This window comes from Aquipuribacter sp. SD81, from assembly GCF_037153975.1.
In the GTDB taxonomy this organism is placed as follows: Bacteria; Actinomycetota; Actinomycetes; order Actinomycetales; family JBBAYJ01; genus Aquipuribacter.
The window spans coordinates 84,277-102,427 of sequence record NZ_JBBAYJ010000015.1 but is presented as its reverse complement, the minus strand read 5'-3'; the positions used below and the strand labels follow the sequence as shown (position 1 = coordinate 102,427).

13 protein-coding genes and 1 pseudogene are annotated in these 18,151 nt (G+C 77.8%); 11 read left to right on the top strand and 3 right to left on the bottom strand.

Going from position 1 to position 18,151, the window contains the following annotated elements:
• From WAA21_RS10885 to WAA21_RS10840, 10 genes and pseudogenes are all read left to right on the top strand, one after another.
• Positions 1–1,229 (top strand): annotated as a pseudogene (locus tag WAA21_RS10885) (hypothetical protein); the annotation flags it as partial.
• Positions 1,226–3,493 carry an ATP-dependent DNA helicase RecG gene (locus WAA21_RS10880; RefSeq protein WP_336922813.1) on the top strand — a complete coding sequence of 756 codons (2,268 nt, stop codon included), beginning with the start codon at positions 1,226–1,228 and terminating at the stop codon, positions 3,491–3,493. The pseudogene WAA21_RS10885 and the gene WAA21_RS10880, both read left to right, overlap by 4 nt.
• A gap of 10 nt (positions 3,494–3,503) precedes the next feature.
• Complete coding sequence (gene rsmD / locus WAA21_RS10875) at positions 3,504–4,079, top strand: 16S rRNA (guanine(966)-N(2))-methyltransferase RsmD (protein ID WP_336922812.1); 576 nt, start codon at positions 3,504–3,506, stop codon at positions 4,077–4,079.
• 10 nt (positions 4,080–4,089) lie between these two features.
• Entirely contained in the window at positions 4,090–4,584 is a 495-nt protein-coding gene (coaD, locus tag WAA21_RS10870) for a pantetheine-phosphate adenylyltransferase (RefSeq protein ID WP_336922811.1), read from the top strand.
• A gap of 224 nt (positions 4,585–4,808) precedes the next feature.
• Positions 4,809–5,351, top strand: a complete 543-nt coding sequence (locus WAA21_RS10865) for a YceD family protein (protein WP_336922824.1) — start codon at positions 4,809–4,811, stop codon at positions 5,349–5,351.
• A 1-nt stretch (position 5,352) separates the two neighbouring features.
• Entirely contained in the window at positions 5,353–5,550 is a 198-nt protein-coding gene (gene rpmF / locus WAA21_RS10860; protein ID WP_336922810.1) for a 50S ribosomal protein L32, read from the top strand.
• Between the two features lie 37 nt (positions 5,551–5,587).
• Positions 5,588–6,361 carry a ribonuclease III gene (rnc, locus tag WAA21_RS10855; protein WP_336922809.1) on the top strand — a complete coding sequence of 258 codons (774 nt, stop codon included), beginning with the start codon at positions 5,588–5,590 and terminating at the stop codon, positions 6,359–6,361.
• A complete protein-coding gene (mutM, locus tag WAA21_RS10850; protein WP_336922808.1) occupies positions 6,362–7,318 on the top strand; it encodes a bifunctional DNA-formamidopyrimidine glycosylase/DNA-(apurinic or apyrimidinic site) lyase in 957 nt (318 codons plus the stop codon). It begins immediately after the preceding gene.
• Between the two features lie 123 nt (positions 7,319–7,441).
• On the top strand, positions 7,442–9,004 hold the full coding sequence (locus WAA21_RS10845; protein ID WP_336922807.1) for an HNH endonuclease: 1,563 nt from the start codon (positions 7,442–7,444) through the stop codon (positions 9,002–9,004).
• 69 nt (positions 9,005–9,073) lie between these two features.
• A complete protein-coding gene (locus tag WAA21_RS10840) occupies positions 9,074–9,709 on the top strand; it encodes a response regulator (protein WP_442893267.1) in 636 nt (211 codons plus the stop codon).
• Here the strand turns inward: WAA21_RS10840 and WAA21_RS10835 are convergent, their stop codons facing one another.
• The gene (locus tag WAA21_RS10835; RefSeq protein WP_336922806.1) at positions 9,710–11,218 is read right to left on the bottom strand and encodes a GAF domain-containing sensor histidine kinase; all 1,509 of its coding nucleotides are present in this window, start codon (positions 11,216–11,218) and stop codon (positions 9,710–9,712) included.
• Positions 11,219–11,336: 118 nt separating this feature from the next.
• On the opposite strand from WAA21_RS10835, the gene WAA21_RS10830 reads away from it, so the two are divergent.
• Positions 11,337–15,101: a chromosome segregation SMC family protein gene (locus WAA21_RS10830; protein WP_336922805.1), complete on the top strand. Its 3,765-nt coding sequence runs from the start codon at positions 11,337–11,339 to the stop codon at positions 15,099–15,101.
• Between the two features lie 34 nt (positions 15,102–15,135).
• On the opposite strand, the gene WAA21_RS10825 is transcribed toward WAA21_RS10830, so the two are convergent.
• Positions 15,136–15,813 carry a response regulator transcription factor gene (locus tag WAA21_RS10825; RefSeq protein ID WP_336922804.1) on the bottom strand — a complete coding sequence of 226 codons (678 nt, stop codon included), beginning with the start codon at positions 15,811–15,813 and terminating at the stop codon, positions 15,136–15,138.
• A complete protein-coding gene (locus tag WAA21_RS10820; RefSeq protein ID WP_336922803.1) occupies positions 15,810–17,942 on the bottom strand; it encodes a sensor histidine kinase in 2,133 nt (710 codons plus the stop codon). The genes WAA21_RS10825 and WAA21_RS10820 overlap by 4 nt, the downstream gene beginning before the upstream one ends.
• Positions 17,943–18,151: the final 209 nt, after the last annotated feature.

The window sequence follows — 18,151 nt, the reverse complement described above, 5'->3', positions numbered from 1 at the left end:
GGGCCGGGGCCGCCACGGCCGAGGTCGTGGCCGCCGCCGTGGCCGCGGGCCGCGACGCGCTCGCCCGCACCCCGGCGCAGCTGCCGGTGCTCGCCGCCGCGGGCGTCGTCGACTCAGGCGGGTCAGCGCTCGTCCTCGCCCTCGAGGCGCTCGCCGACGTGCTGGCCGACGGCCGCGACGGCGTCCCGCCCGCGGCGGCGGACGGTGCACCGGACGGGCCGGGCGGGACGGCGGCTGCGTCGACCGGTCCCGGCCCCGTCGCCCACGGCGACGCGGGTCTCGACCTCGACCCGGACGGTCCCGCGTACGAGGTCATGTACCTCCTCGAGGGCGGAGAGGACGCTGGCGACCGGCTGCGCGACGCGCTCGCGGGACTCGGCGACAGCGTCGTCGTCGTGGGGGGCGGGGGGCTCTGGCACGCGCACGTCCACACCGACGACCCCGGCGCCGCGGTGGAGCGCGGCGTCGAGCTCGGGCGCCCCCGCGACATCCGCCTCACGCACTTCCTCGCCGCGACCGCGCCGGACGCGCCGGCCGAGCCGCCCGCCGCCGGGTCCGGGGCGTCCGCCGAGCCGCCCGCCCGCCCGGCTCGGCCCGACCTCGTCGTGTGCGTGAGCGGGACGGCGACGGCGTCGCTGTGCCGCGAGGCCGGGGCGGTCGTCGTCGACACCGACGGCCTGGCGGCCGCCGTCGCCGGGGCGGGCGCCGGGCCCGTCCTCGTCCTCCCCGGGGAGGCGGCCGCCGCCCGCGCCGCACGCGCCGTCGCCGGGCAGGACGGGGGGCGGGTCGTCGTGGCGCCGTCGTCGTCGCCCGTGCAGGTGCTCGCCGCGCTGCGGGCGCTGGAGCTGTCCGACGCCACCGAGGTCGAGGCGCTCCTGGAGGAGGCGTGCACCGCGGCGGGCGCGTGCCGCGTGCACGACGTGCACGACGGGGACGACGGGGACGACGGGGACCACGGGGACGACGCGGGCGACTCGGGCGACGTGGACGACGGCGGCGGCTCTCCCGAGGGCGGCGGTGACCCTGCCGGTGCCGCGGCCGCCGTCCGGTCGGTGGCGGACTGGCTCGGCGGGGCGCCCCCGGAGATCGTCACGCTCGTGCCGGGTGCCGGCGGCGGGGCGCTCGCCGAGGCGGTGGCGGCGGACCTGCGGGCGCGGCACCCCCTGCTCACCGTCCAGGTGCTCGGCGGCGGCCAGCCGAGCCCGCGGCTGCAGGTGGGGGCCGAGTGAGCGACCAGCGTCCCGCCGCACCCGAGCCGCCGCGCTCGCGCCTCGACACCCCCCTGGACCGCGAGGTCGGGCCCCGGACCGCCGAGCGGCTCGCGAGCCTCGGCCTGGCCAGCGTCGGGGACCTGCTCGAGCACTACCCGCGGCGCTGGACCCGGCGCGGCGACCTCACGTCGTTCGACGGGCTCCGCGAGGGCGAGCACGTCACCGTGCAGGCGACGGTGGTGTCCGCGTCCTCGCGCCGCATGAAGCAGCGCAGGGGCACGATCACCGAGGTCGTCGTCGCCGACGGCGACGGGCGGCGCATCGACCTCGTCTTCTTCAACCAGCGCTTCCGCGAGGGGCAGCTGGTCCCCGGCACCGTCGGGTTCTTCTCCGGCAAGGTGAGCCGCCGCGGCCGGCAGCTGCAGCTGCTGCAGCCGGACATGCTCCTGCAGCAGGGCCGACACGCCCGCGGCGGGCTGTCGCTCGTGCCGGGCCCCGACGAGCAGGCCGAGGTCGCCGAGGACTTCGCCGGCAGCCTCACACCGGTCTACCCCGCGAGCGCGAGGGCGCAGACCTGGCACGTCGCCGCCGCGGTCCGGCAGGTGCTCGACACCCTCGTCGTCGCCGACGTGCCCGACCCGGTGCCCGACGACCTGCGCGAGCGCCACGGGCTGCTGCCGCGGCTGGAGGCGCTGCGGGGGCTGCACCGCCCCGCCGACGAGGCCGAGCGCGACGCCGCCACCCACAGCCTGCGCTACGCGGAGGCGTTCGTGCTGCAGACCGGCCTGCTGCGCGCGCGCACCCGCGCCCGGCTCGTCCCCGCGACCCGCTACGAGCGCCGGCCCGGGGACCTGCTCGAGCGCTTCGACGCCGCGCTGCCGTTCACGCTGACCGACGGGCAGCGCTCGGTCGGGGAGGAGCTCCAGCGCGAGCTCGCGTCCGGCACGCCCATGCAGCGGCTCCTGCAGGGCGACGTCGGCTCGGGCAAGACCCTCGTCGCTCTGCGGGCCATGCTCGCCGTCGTCGGGGCGGGCGGGCAGGCCGCGCTGCTCGCGCCCACCGAGGTGCTCGCCGCCCAGCACCTGCGCTCCCTCGAGCAGCTGCTGGGCCCGCTCGGTCGGGCCGGCACGCTCGACGGCGACGCCGAGGGCACTCGCGTCGCGCTGCTCACCGGGTCGATGCCCGCCGCGGCCCGGCGCCGCGCCCTGCTGCAGATCGTCACGGGCGAGGCGGGGCTCGTCGTCGGCACCCACGCGCTGCTGCAGCAGTCCGTCGAGTTCGCCGACCTGGGGCTCGTCGTCGTCGACGAGCAGCACCGCTTCGGGGTCGAGCAGCGCGACGCGCTCCGCTCCCGCGGGGTGGCCGTGCACACGCTCGTCATGACGGCGACGCCCATCCCGCGCACCGTCGCCATGACCGTCTTCGGCGACCTCGACACGAGCGTGCTCGACGAGCTGCCCGCGGGCCGCCAGCCGATCAGCACGCACGTCGTCGGGCTGCCGGAGCGCCCGGGCTGGCTGCCGAGGGTGTGGCAGCGGGTGCGGGAGGAGGTCGACGCCGGACGGCAGGCCTTCGTCGTGTGCCAGCGCATCGGGGTCGACGTCGACGACGAGGAGTCCGTGCTCGCCGAGCTCGAGAACGACCTCGAGCCGCCGGGGGGCCGCCCGCCCGCGGCCGCGGTGCTCGACGTGCTCGACGCGCTGCGGGCCGAGCCCGCCCTGGCCGGCCTGCGCGTGGAGGTGCTGCACGGCCGCATGACGCCCGAGGAGAAGGAGGCCGTCATGGCCGACGTGCTCGCCGGCGACGTGCACGTGCTCGTCGCCACGACCGTCGTGGAGGTGGGTGTCGACGTGCCGAACGCGTCCGTCATGGTCGTGATGGACGCCGACCGCTTCGGGGTGAGCCAGCTGCACCAGCTGCGGGGCCGGGTCGGCCGCGGCGGCCACCCGGCCCTGTGCCTGCTCGTGACGGGCGTCCCCGCCCCGTCGGAGGCCCGCGAGCGGCTCGACGCCGTCGCCTCGAGCACCGACGGCTTCGCCCTCGCGCGCTTCGACCTGCGCACGCGGCGGGAGGGTGACGTCCTCGGCTCGGCGCAGTCCGGGGCGCGCTCGTCGCTGCGGCTGCTGCGGGTCGTCGACGACGGCGACGTCATCGCCGCCGCCCGCCAGGACGCCGCCGCCGTCCTGGACGCCGACCCCGAGCTGCAGGAGCACCCTGTCCTCCTCGAGGCCGTCGAGGTGGCGCTCGCGGGCGGGCGCGACGCCTGGCTGGCCCGCGCGTGAGGGTCGTCGCGTGAGGGTCGTCGCCGGGACCGCGGGCGGGCGGCGTCTCGCCGTCCCACCGGGCCAGGGCACGCGTCCGACGAGCGACCGGGTGCGCGAGGCGCTGTTCTCCCGCCTGGAGGCGTGGGGGGCCGTGGAGGGGGCCGTCGTCCTCGACCTGTTCTGCGGGTCGGGCGCGCTCGCGCTGGAGGCGCTCAGCCGCGGCGCGGTGCGCGCCGACGGCGTCGAGCAGGACCGGCGGGCAGCCGACGTCGCCCGTCGCAACGCCACCGACCTGCGGCTGCCGCTGACCGTCCACCGGGCCGACGCCGCCCGCTGGTCCGCGGCCGCGCCGGACGGCGGGTACGGGCTCGTCCTGCTCGACCCGCCCTACGCCGTCGCGGAGGACGCCCTCGCCGGCCTGCTCAACGAGGTGGCCCGGCTCGCCGCACCCGGGGCCGTCGTCGTCGTCGAGCGCTCGAGGCGGTCCCCGGAGCCGGGGTGGCCGACGGGCCTGGCCGCGGGAGGGTCGCGGGACTACGGCGAGACCCGCGTGTGGTTCGCCGACGCGACCGACGCGACCGGGGACCGGGAACCGCCCCCGTAGCGTGGCCGTCATGACCGACGTCACCGCCGTCTGCCCCGGCAGCTACGACCCCGTCACGCTCGGGCACACCGACGTCATCGCCCGGGCCACCCGCATGTTCCCCACAGTCGTCGCGGCCGTGGTGCACAACCCCGGCAAGCGCGGCCTGCTGGCACCCGACGAGCGCGCCGGGCTGCTGCGCGAGGTGCTCGCCGCGGACCCCGCGACGGCCGGGGTCCGGGTGGACGTCGTCGACGGCGGCCTGCTCGTCGACTACTGCCGCCGCGTCGGCGCCGGGGTCGTCCTCAAGGGCCTGCGCAGCGGGACTGACTTCAGCTACGAGCTGCCCATGGCGCTCATGAACCGGCACCTCAGCGGCCTGGAGACGGTCTTCCTGCCCGGCGAGCCGCGCTTCGAGCACATCTCCTCCTCGCTGGTGAAGGAGGTGGCCCGTCACGGGGGCGACGTCACCGACCTGGTGCCGCCCGCCGTGCTGGGCCCGCTGCGCCGGGCACTGGGTGCCTGAGGCGCCGGTTTGGGCGCACCCCGCGCCGGGCGGTACCTTTGGCGGCTGGACCTCCGCCGGAACCGGGCGCGGGTCGACCCCGACCGCGCCGGACGCGGCCGACCCTGCACCCGCACCCGTCCCAGGAAGGCACCACAGTGACATCGACGGTGCGGCAGCCGCGGCTCGACCCGCGCGCGCCGCTGGTCCTCGACACGCACGAGCTCGGGCGACGCCCCGGCACCATGCGCGAGGTCCGGCGCACCGTCCCCGCGCCGGACGACCTCGGCAACGGCGTGATCGGCGTGCCCGTCGGCACGGACATGGAGCTCGACCTGCGCCTGGAGGCCGTCATGGACGGCGTCCTCGTGTCCGGGACCGTCACCGCGACCGCCGAGGGCGAGTGCGTGCGGTGCCTGGACCCGGTCACCGAGCGCGTCGACGTCGACGTCCAGGAGCTGTTCCTCCACGACCCGCCCGAGGAGCAGGACGAGGACAACGAGCAGCCGCTGCTGGACGGCGACCTGATCGACCTCGAGCCGACCGTGCGCGACGCGCTCGTCCCGTCGCTGCCGTTCCAGCCCGTCTGCGAGCCGGACTGCCCCGGCCTGTGCTCGCGCTGCGGCGCACGGCTCAAGGACGACCCCGACCACAGCCACGAGGAGACGGACCCCCGCTGGTCCGCGCTCAGCGGGCTGTCCGACCAGCTGGGCGGCGCCGTCGCCCAGGACGACACCCCGGCGGCCCCCTCGGCCGACGGGACCCGCCCCGAGGAAGAGAAGAGCTGACATGGCCGTCCCGAAGCGCAAGATGTCCCGCAGCAACACCCGCTCGCGCCGGGCCAACTGGAAGGCCGCTCCGATCACGCTGACCACGTGCCCGCAGTGCCGGTCGGCGCGTCGTCCGCACCAGGCGTGCCCGACGTGCGGCGCGTACGACCAGCGCCGCTACACCGAGGCGCTGCGCGGCGAGTCCGAGCAGGCCTGACCCGCCGGGCCCGGTCGACCCGGACACGGACCCCCTGATGCCGTCCCGTCCTGCGAGCCGCGACGCGCCCGACGGCGCGGCGCGCGAGGACGCGGGCGGCGTCGGCGTCCCCGGGCAGCTGTCCGCGGGCCAGGTGGCGCTGCGCGAGGCGCTCGGGGTCGACGTGAGCCCGGTCGGCCTGCGCCGCGCCCTCGTGCACCGGTCGTGGGCGTACGAGAACGGCCCCGCCGGGACCAACGAGCGCCTGGAGTTCCTCGGCGACGCGGTGCTGCAGCTCGCCGTCACCGAGGAGCTGTACGTCCGCCACCCCGAGGCCGACGAGGGGCTGCTGTCCCGCATGCGCATCGCCGTCGTCAGCCGGCCCGCGCTCGCCTCGGTCGCCCGGGCCCTCGGGGTCGGCGAGGCGATGCTGCTCGGCCGCGGCGAGGAGATGACGGGCGGTCGCGACCGCGACTCCCTCCTCGCCGACACCGTCGAGGCGATCATCGGAGTCGTCCACCTCGAGCACGGCCGCGACGTCGCCCGCGAGCTCGTGCTGCGGGTCATGGCGCCGCTGCTCGACACCGCCCACGACGTCGGCGTCGAGCACGACCACAAGACCACCCTGCAGGTCCTCGCCGCCGAGCGGGGGCTGGCACCGCCGCGCTACTCGCTGGAGCAGGAGGGACCGCCGCACGACCCCCGCTTCCGGGCCGAGGTCCGCTGCGGCGACAGCGAGGAGCCGCTCGGCACGGGCGAGGGCCGGAGCAAGAAGGTGGCCGAGCAGCACGCCGCGGCCGCCGCCGTCACGCTGCTGCGCGCCGAGGTCTGAGTGCCGGAGCTGCCCGAGGTCGAGAGCGTCCGGCGCGGCCTCGCCGACCTCGTCGCCGGCCGCCGGGTCGAGGACGTCACGGTGCTGCACCCGCGGCTGGTCCGGCGGCAGCAGGAGGGTCCGGACGGCTTCGCGGCGCTGCTGCGGGGGGCACGGCTGGCCGAGCCGCGCCGCCGCGGCAAGTTCCTGTGGCTTCCGCTGACCCGCCCCGCCGCGTCGGACGGCCCGGCGGCGCCGGACGGCCCGGCGGCGCCGGACGACCCGGTCGCGTCGGACGGCTCGGCCCGGCCGGGTGAGGCGCTCGTCGTCCACCTCGGCATGTCCGGGCAGGTGCGTGTCGTGCCGGCGGCGGAGCCGGTGCACCCCCACACCCGGGTCGTCGCGGCCCTCGACGACGGCGCGGAGCTGCGGTTCGTCGACATGCGCATGTTCGGGCGGCTGGAGGTCGACGAGCTCGTGCCGACCGTCGACGTCCTCGGGGACACCGTCCCCTCGCTCGCCGTCCACATCGGTCGGGACCCCCTCGACCCGCACTTCGACGACACCGTATGGGTCGAGCGGCTGCGGCGCCGCCGCACCGGTCTCAAGCGTGCGCTGCTCGACCAGACGCTCGCCTCGGGGATCGGCAACATCTACGCCGACGAGGCGCTGTGGCGGGCGCGGCTGCACGGCGCCCGGCCGACCGAGACGATGCCGCGGCGCGCGGCCTCGGAGCTGCTCGGGCACGTGCGCGACGTCATGACCGAGTCCATGGCCGCGGGCGGGACCTCCTTCGACGCGCTGTACGTCGACGTCAACGGCGAGTCCGGCTACTACGGCCGGGACCTGGCCGTGTACGGCCGGGAGGGGGACCCGTGCCTGCGCTGCGGGACGCCCGTGCGCCGCGACGCGTGGACGAACCGGTCGTCGTTCACGTGCCCGCGCTGCCAGCCGCGGCCGCGTCGCGCGAGGCCCTAGCCGGGCGCACGGCGCGACCCTCGCGGCTGCCGGACGTCCCTCCTCCCGGGTTGTGTCCGGAGGCCTCCCTAGCGTCCTCGACACGGTCGGGGTGGGCTCGGCCGCCGCGGGGAGGAGGGGCACGTGACGGTCCACGAGGACGACGCCGGAACCTCGGGGCCCGACCGGGCCCACCCTCCCGTCGCGCCTCGCCCGCCGGACCCGCTGGACCCGCTGGCCGCCTCGGCGCTGTCGACGGCGTCCGCGTCGGCGGCGGCCCGCGCGGTCATCGAGGCCACCGAGCTGCAGGCGCTCGCGACGCTGGTGGGGGCCCGGAGGGAGCAGGCCCTCGCCGAGGACCCCCACGCCGACCTCGAGCAGGTCGAGGCGTCGGTCGCGGTCGAGGTGTCGCTGCAGCTGTGCCTGTCGCCCGGTGTCGCGCGCGCCCGCCTCGTCCTCGCCGAGGAGCTGGTGCACCGACGCCCCGCCACGCTCGCCGCGCTGCAGGAGGGACGGATCGACGTCTCCAGGGCGCGGGTGGTGTGCGACGCGGTCCGCCGGCTCCCGCCGGGTCCGGTGCCGGAAGAGCACGTGGGACCGCTCGGTGGCCACCGCGACCTGCCCTCCGCGGTGGAGGCCGAGGCACTGCGCCCGGGCTCGGTACCCGTGCTCGCCGACGCGACGCCGGGTCCGGCGGCCGGACGCGTGAGCGTGCAGCAGCTGCGCTCGCGGTTGGGCAGGCTCGTCGCGCGCGCGGACGCCGCGGGCGCCGCCGCCCGGCACGAGGCGGCCCTCACCCGCAGACGCTGCACGCTGCGGCCGCTCGAGGACGGCATGGCCCTGCTGCAGGTCGTCGGCGCCGCGCCGCAGCTCCACGCGGCGTGGCAGGTGCTGGACAGCACGGCACGCCGGCTCCGCCGCACGGACGGCGGGACCGACGCCCTCGACGGGACCGACGTCGCAGACGAGGTCGGGGAGGACGTCGGGGACGACGCCCGGGCGCCGGCGCGCGGCGGGACACCACGGCGCCGCACGCTCGACCAGGCGCGCGCCGACGCCCTCGTCGGGGTGCTCCTCGGCGACCCGGACTCCCTCGTCGCCTCCGGTCGCGTCCGCGTCGAGCTGGCGGTCGTCGCGCCGGCGGCCACGGTGCTCGCCTCCGGTCGAGCGGCCGGGGAGCCGGTCGACCCGTTCGAGGAGCCGGGGCTCCTGCTCGGCCTCACGGGCGGCCCGCTGCCGCTGCCGGGACCGGTGGTCCGGGAGCTCGCGGCCGACGCGCGGTGGCGACGATGGGTGACCGACCCGTGCACCGGCCACCTCACCGGCGTGAGCAGCACGACGTACCGTCCGGCGGCGCTCGCCCGCTTCGTGAGGTCGCGTGACGGCGGGTGCGGGCTGTCGACGTGCGGGCAGACGCTGTCCTCACGGCTGGACGCCGACCACGTGGTGCCGTGGCCGCACGGTCCGACCCACCACACGAACCTGCACGACGCCTGCCGGTCGGACCACCTCGCCAAGCACGCCGACCACGCCGGCGGTCGGTTCCGCGTCGAGATGGCACCGGACGGCACCGTCACGTGGACGACCCCGACCGGGGCGAGGCACACGCGGTCCCCGGCGTGCTGGGGCCGCGCCCGGGACGTGCCGGCGGGCGGGGACCGCGCGGCACCCGCGTGCCCGGACGACCCCGACCCGCCACCGTTCTGAGACCAGGTCAGGCGGCGGCCTCGCTAGGGTGGCGCGCGTCGCAGCCGCGAGCGCGCGAGGGAGGCCGACGTGGACGCACCTGGTGACGCCCCGGTCCGGGTCATGGTCATCGACGACCACGAGGTCGTGCGACGTGGTGTCGTCGACGTGTGCCACGCCGACGCGCGCCTGGACGTGGTCGCGGAGGCCGCGAGCGTCGCCGAGGGACTGCGCCGGGCCGCCGCCGTCCGCCCGGACGTCGCGCTCGTCGACCTGCACCTGCCCGACGGCACGGGCATCGACCTCATGCGCGGCCTGGCCGAAGCCACCCCGGCCACGCGCTTCGTCGTCCTCACGAGCTTCGACGACGACGACTACGCCGAGGCGGCGCTCGAGGTGGGCGCGGCGGCGTTCGTGCTCAAGACGGTGCGCGGCAGCCACATCGCCGACACGGTGCACGCCGTCGCCCACGGCAAGGTGCTGCTCGACGACCGCGTCCTGCAGCGCCGGCGGGACTCCCACGACGACCCGCTGGCGGTCCTCACGCCGACCGAGCGCCTCGTGCTGGAGTGCATCGGCGACGGCCTCAGCAACCGCGAGAGCGGGGAGCGGCTCGGGGTGAGCGAGAAGACGGTGAAGAACCACGTCACCGCCGTCATGGCGAAGCTCGGCTTCAAGCGGCGCACGCAGGTCGCGGCGTGGGTCGCCTCGCAGCAGCGGCGCTGATCAGCGGAGCGGCACGACCCACTCCACGCGCGTGCCCGCGTCCTGCCCCGGCGACACGCTGCACGTCCCGCCGTGCAGCACCGCCCGCGCGCGCATGTTCGACAGCCCCGACGAGCGTGCGGGTCGGGCGGGCACCCCACGCCCGTCGTCCTCGACCACCAGGTGCAGCCGGCCGTCGTGCGAGGACAGCCGCACGTGCACCGACGACGCCGCGGCGTGCCGGGACACGTTCGCCAGCGCCTCGCCGAGCGCCGCGAGCAGGTCGTGGACGAGGTTCGCGTCCCACGTCGCCGCCTCGGCCGCGTCGGTCGTGTCGACGAGCGAGGGCGTGAACCCCAGCGTGACCGACGCCTCGCGCACGGTCCTCGCGACCTGCTCGGAGGGTGTCGCGGGCCGCGGGGCCGGCCGAAGCGGGCGCAGCGTCGCGCGGATGTGGTCGACGGCCGTGTCGAGCCCGTCGAGGGCCGAGTCGACGTGCGCGACGACCGGCTCGGCCAGGTCGTCCCGCTCCTTGAGGCGGCCGAGCTCGATGCCGACCGCGAACAGCTGCTGCACCGCGAGGTCGTGCAGGTCCCGGGCGATGCGGGCGCGCTCGTCGAGCAGCACCCGGCCCTCCCCTCGCCGCCGCTCCGCCGCGAGCCGCAACGACAGGGACGCCTGCGCGGCGAAGCCCTCCGCCCCCGCCACGTCGTCCGGTCCGAACCGGCCCGAGCCGTCCGCCCGCACGAGCACGAGGACGCCCGGCTCCCCGTCGCCGTCCGCGAGCGGGCACGACAGCGTGTCGCCGAGCGCGCGGACCGAGGCCAGACCGAGGCCGACCATGTCGTGCCCGCCGACGTCGCCGTCGACGACCTCGACGACGGGCTCACCCGCCATGCCGGGCAGCGCGACCACGGCGGCGTCGGCGCCGGACACCTCCCGGGCGTGACGGGCGACGGCCTCCAGGGCGTCCTCCTCGTCCAGGCCGCGCAGCAGGGCGCTCGTCACGGCGCCCGCGGCCTCGGCCCACTCCTCCCGCTGGCGCGCGGCGCGGTACAGGCGCGCGTTGTCGACCGCGACCGACGCGGCCGCCGCGAGGGCCTCGACGGTCTGCTGGTCCTCGTCGGTGAAGCCGCCCTCCTTGTCGGTGAGGTAGAGGTTGCCGAACACCGTGCCGCGGATCCGCAGCGGCACCCCGAGGAAGGTCGTCATCGGCGGGTGCCCGGCGGGGAAGCCGACCGACACCGGGTGCGCGGAGATGTCGTCGGTGACGACCGCGGTCCGCTCGCGCGTGATGAGGCCGAGGACGCCGTGCCCGCGCGGCAGCGACCCCATCCGGGCGACCTGCTCGGCCGACAGCCCGACGTGGCGGAACTCCTCGTGCAGCCCGTCGGGGCCGAGGACGCCCATCGCCGCGTACGCGGCGCCCGTCGTCTCGCGCGCGGCCGCGATGAGCCGGTCGAGGACCACCGGGAGGTCCAGGCCCTCGGCGATCTGCGACACGACGCGGACGAGCTCGTCGTTGACCACGTGCGAAGGGTAGGCGCCGGGGGCGGCTCCGTGCCGGTGTCACGCCGCAGGTCGCGCCCCCGCACGACGCTCCCGCGCCTGCACGGCTCCGCCGCGGTGCAGCGATAGCCTGCGACCGGTGTACCTGTCGTCCCTGACCCTGCGCGGCTTCAAGTCGTTCGCGTCGTCGACGACCCTGCGCCTGGAGCCGGGCATCACGTGCGTGGTCGGGCCCAACGGCTCCGGCAAGTCCAACGTCGTCGACGCCATCGCGTGGGTCCTCGGGGAGCAGGGGGCCCGCTCGCTGCGCGGCGGGAGCATGGCCGACGTCATCTTCGCCGGCACGTCCACGCGCGCTCCGCTGGGGCGGGCCGAGGTCGTGCTCACCTTCGACAACTCCGACGGGGCGATCGGCGAGGGCACCGCCGAGGTGTCCGTGACCCGCACCATGTTCCGCACCGGCGGCAGCGAGTACGCGATCAACGGACGCGCGTGCCGCCTGCTCGACGTGCAGGAGATGCTCGGCGACGCCGGGATCGGCCGCGAGCTCCACGTGGTCGTCGGTCAGGGCCGGGTCGACGCCGTCCTGCAGGCGACGCCCGAGGACCGCCGGGCCTTCGTCGAGGAGGCCGCCGGCGTCCTCAAGCACCGCAAGCGCAAGGAGAAGGCGCTGCGGAAGCTCGCGGCGATGGACGGCAACCTCGTCCGCCTCGCCGACCTCACCAGCGAGATCTCCCGCCAGCTCAAGCCGCTCGGCCGGCAGGCGAGGACGGCGCGCCGGGCCCGGCAGATCGCCGCCGACGCGCGTGACGCGCGCCTGAGGCTGCTGGCCGACGACGTCGCCACCGCCCGCGCCGCCCTGGGCGGGCACGACGGCCCGGGCCCCGCGGCGCGCCGCCTCACCGAGGTCACGGCGTCGCTGCAGCACGCGGGCGCGGCGCGTGCCCGCGCGGAGCAGGACCTGTCCCGGGTCCGGCCGCGGGCGACGGCGTGGGCGGAGCAGCTCGGCCGCGCGCGGGCCGTCTCGGACCGGCTGCGCGGCATCGCGCGCGTCGCCGACGAGCGCGCGCGGCTGCTCGCCGAGCCCGTCGACGGGCCCGACGCCGACCTCGACGCCCTCGCGCAGGCGCAGCGGGAGGCGGAGGGGGAGGTGCGGCGGGTCGAGGCCGCCGTCGCCGAGGGCCAGGACCGGCTGGCGGCCGCGAGCGCGGCGCGCGCGGACGCCGAGGAGCGCCACGAGGCCGCGGACCGCACCGCCCGCGAGCTGGCGGCCGAGCGCGCCCGCCGCTCGGAGGCGGTCGCCCGCCGACGCGGGCAGGTGGCGGCGCTTCGCGGCCGTCACGAGGCGGCCGAGGCCGAGGCGGAACGGGTCGCCGCCGGGCTGGCGGCCGCGACCGCCCGTCGCGCCGAGGCCGCCGCCGAGCTCGACCGGCTGCGACGCGAGGGCGCGGGCGGCACGGGCAACCCGGGTCGGACGGGACCGGCGGGCGCCACGCCGGCGGGCGACGGCCCCGAGGACCCGGCCGCGGCCGCGGTGGCGGCGCACGAGGAGGCCCTCGGCGCGCACGCCGCCGTGGTCGAGGAGCTGCGGGAGAGCGAGGGCCGTGAGCGGGTCGCCGAGCGGGAGCGGGCGGCGCTGCTCGCACGCCGCGACGCGCTGGCCTCCACGACCGTCCCGGTCGACGCGACCGCCGCCGTGCTCGAGCGCGGCGACGGCGTGCTCGGCCTGCTCTCGACGATGCTCGGTGTCGAGCCCGGCCACGAGCACGCGGTCGCCGCGGCGCTCGGCGCCGACGCGGACGCGGTGGCGATGACGTCGCTGGAGGCCGCGTCTGCGGCGGTCGAGCGGCTGCACGACAGCGACGGCGGACGGGTCGCCGTCGTGGTGCCCGGCGCCACCCCGCACGCCCACGAGCGCACGCTGCCCGGGCTCGGCCAGCTCGAGGGCCTCGACCTGCCGCCCGCGGCGCGGCCCGCCGCCGGCCTCGTCCTCGGCGACGGGCCGGTCGTCGAGTGGGCCCGGCACCGCCTCGCCCGCACCGTCGTGGTCGACGACCTCGCCGCCGGCCGGCAGCTGCTGGAGCGGGTCGGGCCCGGCGGGGACGCGCTGGTCGTCGTCACGCTGCTCGGCGACGTCCTGACCGTCGACGCGCTGCGCGGCGGTTCCGGCGCCGCGCCGTCGCTCATCGAGCGGCAGGCCGTCCTCGACGACGCCGAACGCGGCCTGCGCGACGCCGAGCGGGTGCTCGCCGGGGCCCGCGACGAGGTCGCGGCCGTGCGCGAGCGGGTCGCCGGGGCGAAGGCGGTCCTCGACGACGCCGAGGCGGCCCGCAGCGCCCTGGACGCGCGGATGAGCGCGCTCGCCGAGCAGCTCGGGTCGGTGGCGGCGCAGGTGCGCGCGGCCGGCGACGAGGCCGACCGGGCGCGCGCCCAGCACGAGCAGGTCCTCGCCCGGCGCGACGCGTACGCCGCCGAGCTCGCCGAGGCCGAGCAGGCCCTCGCCGCCGCCGAGGCCGACGCGGGTGGCGACGGCACCGGCGGCACGGACGGCGGCACGGACGGCGGCACGGACGGCGGCAGGGGCAGCGGCACGGCCGGCGACCACGCCGGCCCGGGCGCACCGACCGACCTCGCGGCCCTCGCCGACGCGGCACGGCTCGCGCGTCAGGCCGAGACCGAGGCGCGCCTCGCCGTCCGCACCGACGAGGAGCGGGCCCGCGCGGCAGGGGACCGGGCCCGTGCGGCGGCGGCGGCGCTCGAGCGGACCCGTCGCGACCTCGAGGCGGCAGCCACCCGCCGGGCCCAGCGCGCGGCGGCGGTGCAGGAGGCGCGCGACGTGCTCGCGGACGCGACGACCGCCGTCGGCTCGGCCGAGCGCGTCCTCTCGCAGGTCGTCGAGGCCGAGCAGCACGCCCGGCGGGCGCGCGACACCGCGCAGGCGGCGGCCCGCGACGCGGTCGCCGCCGAGCAGGCGCTGTCCGCCGAGCACGCGCGGCTCGTCGAGGCCTCGCACGCCGAGGAGCTGGCCCGCACCGAGCAGCGGCTGCGGCTGGAGCAGCTCGTCGAGCTCGCCCGCGACGAGCACGGCTTCGACGTCGAGGCCCTGCTCGAGGCGTACGGGCCGGACGTGCCCGTGCCCGTGCCGCAGGACGACGACCAGCAGGCGGCGGCGACCGACCCCGAGCAGGACACCGGGACCCCGACGGCCGACGACGCGCAGCCGGCGCCACCCGTCACCGAGCCGTACGACCGCGCGCGACAGACCCGGCGGCTCCGCGCGGCCGAGCGGGCGCTGGCGGACCTCGGCACGGTCAACCCGCTCGCGATGGAGGAGTACACGGCCCTGGAGGAGCGGCACCGCTTCCTGCTGCAGCAGCAGCAGGACCTCACGAGCAGCAAGAGGGACCTGCTCGGGATCATCCGCGACGTCGACACGCGCGTGGAGCAGGTCGTGACCGCCGCCTTCGCCGACACCGCGCGCGAGTTCGAGCAGATCATCCCGCGGCTGTTCCCCGGCGGGACCGGCCGGCTCGTCCTCACCGAGCCCGACGACATGCTGACGACGGGCATCGAGGTCGAGGCCCGACCGGCCGGCAAGACCGTCAAGCGGATGAGCCTGCTGAGCGGCGGCGAGCGGACCCTCGTCGCGCTCGCCTTCCTCGTCGCGCTGTTCAAGGCCCGCCCGAGCCCGTTCTACGTGCTCGACGAGATAGAGGCCGCGCTCGACGACGCGAACCTCGGCCGGCTGCTCGTCCTCATGGAGGAGCTGCGGCAGTCCAGCCAGCTCCTCGTCGTCACGCACCAGAAGCGGACGATGGAGGCCGCGGACGCGCTCTACGGCGTCACGATGCGCGGTGACGGCGTGAGCACGGTCGTGAGCCAGCGGCTGCGCGAGGTGGGCTGAGCCGCTCGAGCCGGCACTAGCGAGCCGCCCGACGTCAGCGGCCGAGGCCCGCGTCGCGGGCCCGCACGATCGCTTCGGCCCGGTCGGCCACGTGCAGCTTCGCGAAGACGTTCGACACGCAGTTGCGGACGGTCTTCGGGCTGAGGAACAGCAGCTCGGCGATCTGCGGGTTGCTCCGACCCGCCGCGACGAGGTCGAGCACCTCGCGCTCGCGCGCGGTCAGCTGCGGGAAGGGGTCGGCGTCGGCCGGCGCGTCGCCCGCGGGCAGCGGCGCCCGGCCCGCGAAGTACTGCGCGATCCGGACCGCGAGCGAGGCGCCGAACACCGCACCGCCCGCGGCGACGGTCCGCAGCGCCTGCACCACCTCGTCGGCGTCGGCGCCCTTGAGCAGGTAGCCGCGCGCGCCCGCGCGCAGCGCGGCGAACACCGTGTCGTCGTCCTCGGACATCGTGAGGACGACGACGGCGACCGACGGGCTGTCGCCCGTGATGCGCCGCGTGGCCTCGACGCCGTCGAGCACCGGCATCTGCACGTCCATGACGACGACGTCGGGCGCGAGGTCACGGGCCTGCTCGACCGCCGCGGCGCCGTCGGCGGCGGTGCCGACGACCTCGACGTCGGCCACCGTGCCGAGCAGCGCGGCGAGACCGTCGCGGTAGACGGGGTGGTCGTCGACGACGAGGACGCGCAGGACGGGCTCGGCGGTGCTCACGCGCTCACCCCCGGGGCGGGCTGCCGGGGCACCGCCGGGCGCCCGAGCGGCAGGGTCGCGCGCAGCACGGTGCCGCCGTCCGGCGGGCACGACACGTGCGCGGTGCCGCCGAGCTCCGCGGCCCGCTCGCGGACCGACAGCAGCCCGACCCCGGCGGGGGCGTCGGCGGCGATGCCCGTGCCGTCGTCGACGACGGCCACGTGCAGCGCGTTGTCGTCGCGCCGGAGCGTGACGTTGCACCGGGTTGCACCCGCGTGCCGGTGCACGTTGAGGACCGCCTCGCTCACGACGCGCAGCGCGGCCACCTCGACGGCCGCCGGCAGGTCGCCGAGCGCGTCGTCGTCGCCCACGACCTCGACGTCGACGCGGAGGCCGTCGGTGCCGAGGCGGCGCGCCTGCTGTCGCAGCGCCCCGACGAGCCCGACGTCGTCGAGGGCAGGCGGACGGAGGTCGTGCACGAGCCGCCGCACCTCCTGCAGCCCGCCCGCGACGTCGTCGCGCACCTCGCGCAGCGTGGCGTCGGACTCCTCGACGCGCCCGGCGCCCGCGAGCCGCCGAGCGGTGTCGATGCGGAGGACGACCGCGCCGAGCAGCGGGCCGAGACCGTCGTGCAGGTCCCGGCGCAGCCGGCGCCGCTCCTCCTCCCGCGCGAGCACGAGCAGCTCCCGGTGCCGCTGCAGCTGCGCGGCGAGGTGCGCGGCGCGCGCGGCCGCCGCGGCCTGCCGGGCGACGTCGGCGAGCAGCCGGGCGTCCCGCCCGCCCGCGCCCGGCCCGCGCGCGCCTGCGGGCAGCAGCAGGCGGCCGATGGTCTCCTCGCGGTACGTCAGCGGGTGCGCGGTGACGGCCTCGGGAGCCGTTCCGTGCTCGGCGAGTACCGTCGAGCCGTCCGGCTGGTCGACGGCGACCCCGACGTAGGGCAGCCGGAACGCGTCGGCCACGGACCGGGCGACCGCGGCGAGCTCCTCCTCGGTCCCGGGGGCGGCCTCGACGCGCTCCGCGAGCCGCGACACGACGCGGTACGGGTCGTCGCGCTCACCGAGCACCAGCCGTCGGGCGAGCCGGAAGGCCCGGTCCCGCAGCGGCAGGTACAGGGCGGCGACGAGCCCGAGCGCCAGCAGCGCCGCCTCGCGCTCGCCCAGACCGCCCCCGAGGAGGGAGCCCGCCAGGGCGAGGACGAGCAGGTCCGTGCCGAGCAGCACCGCCGCGAGGACCGCGTAGACGAGCGTGCCCGGCAGCAGCGCGTCGATGTCGACGACCCGGGGCCGGGTCACCCCGGCCGCGACCGCGAGCGCGCACACGCCGACGGACGCCACGAGACCCGCCGACATCAGCGCCTCCGGCAGCGCCCGGCCGACGAGCATGACGACCGCGGCGACCGTGCCCGCCCACAGCAGCCACCGCAGCCGGCGGCGCTGCTCCGGGTCGCCGCGGCGGTAGCGCCGGACCAGCGACGCGAGCGGGACGAGCAGGCTGAGCGGCACGGCCGCGAAGGCCACGCGCAGCAGCGCCTCCCACACGTCGTCCGGGACGCCCGCGAGGGTCGTGGGGTCGAGGTCGACGGCGGCGAGAGCAGCGGGGAAGCCGCCCGCCCCCGCCTCCGCGACCCGCGCCGGCACGAGGAGCAGCGTGAGGGGCAGCAGCGCCGTCAGGCCGAGGCTGACGAGCGACGCGGTCCGCCAGCGGTGCCCCTCGGGCAGCCGCCCGTCGGGGAACAGGAGGAGGACGAGCGGCAGCGTGAGCAGGAGGGAGGCACCGAGCCGCTGGTAGACCCAGTACGCGAGCCCCGCGCCGGGCAGCGGCTCGCCCCCGGTGGCCGCGGGCTCCACGGCGTGCACGAGCCACGCCGCGGCGAGCCCGTCCACGGCCCAGTGCACGCCCATCACGAGCAGCACCCAGCCGAGCGTGTGCCGCCACGACGTCCGCAGGACGAGCGCGCCCGCGCCGGCGAGCAGCGTGCCCGAGACCCCCGCCGTCCACCCCACGTCCCCCGCGACGGTCCGGACGAGCACGGGGTCGTTGCCCGCGTCGAGGGCGACCGTGACGGCGGTCACCGCGACCGAGACGACGAGGGCGCCCGCCGCGACTGCACGGGTCGTCGCCGCGGGCGGGTCGGTCGGGGACGTGGGCACGGGAGGAGTGTGACGGCTCGCGCGCCGCGGGGGCAGGGACCGCTGTCCCGGGTCGTGTCCCGGGTCCGTCCCGGCCCGTGGGGACGCACGGCGGGACGGGACACGGGGCACGAGCAGGGACTGCACACGGGACGGCGGACGGGACGCCGGACCCTGCCGGCCCGGGACGCGAGGACGGCACCGTCCTCCCCGTCAGCACCGACCGGTGC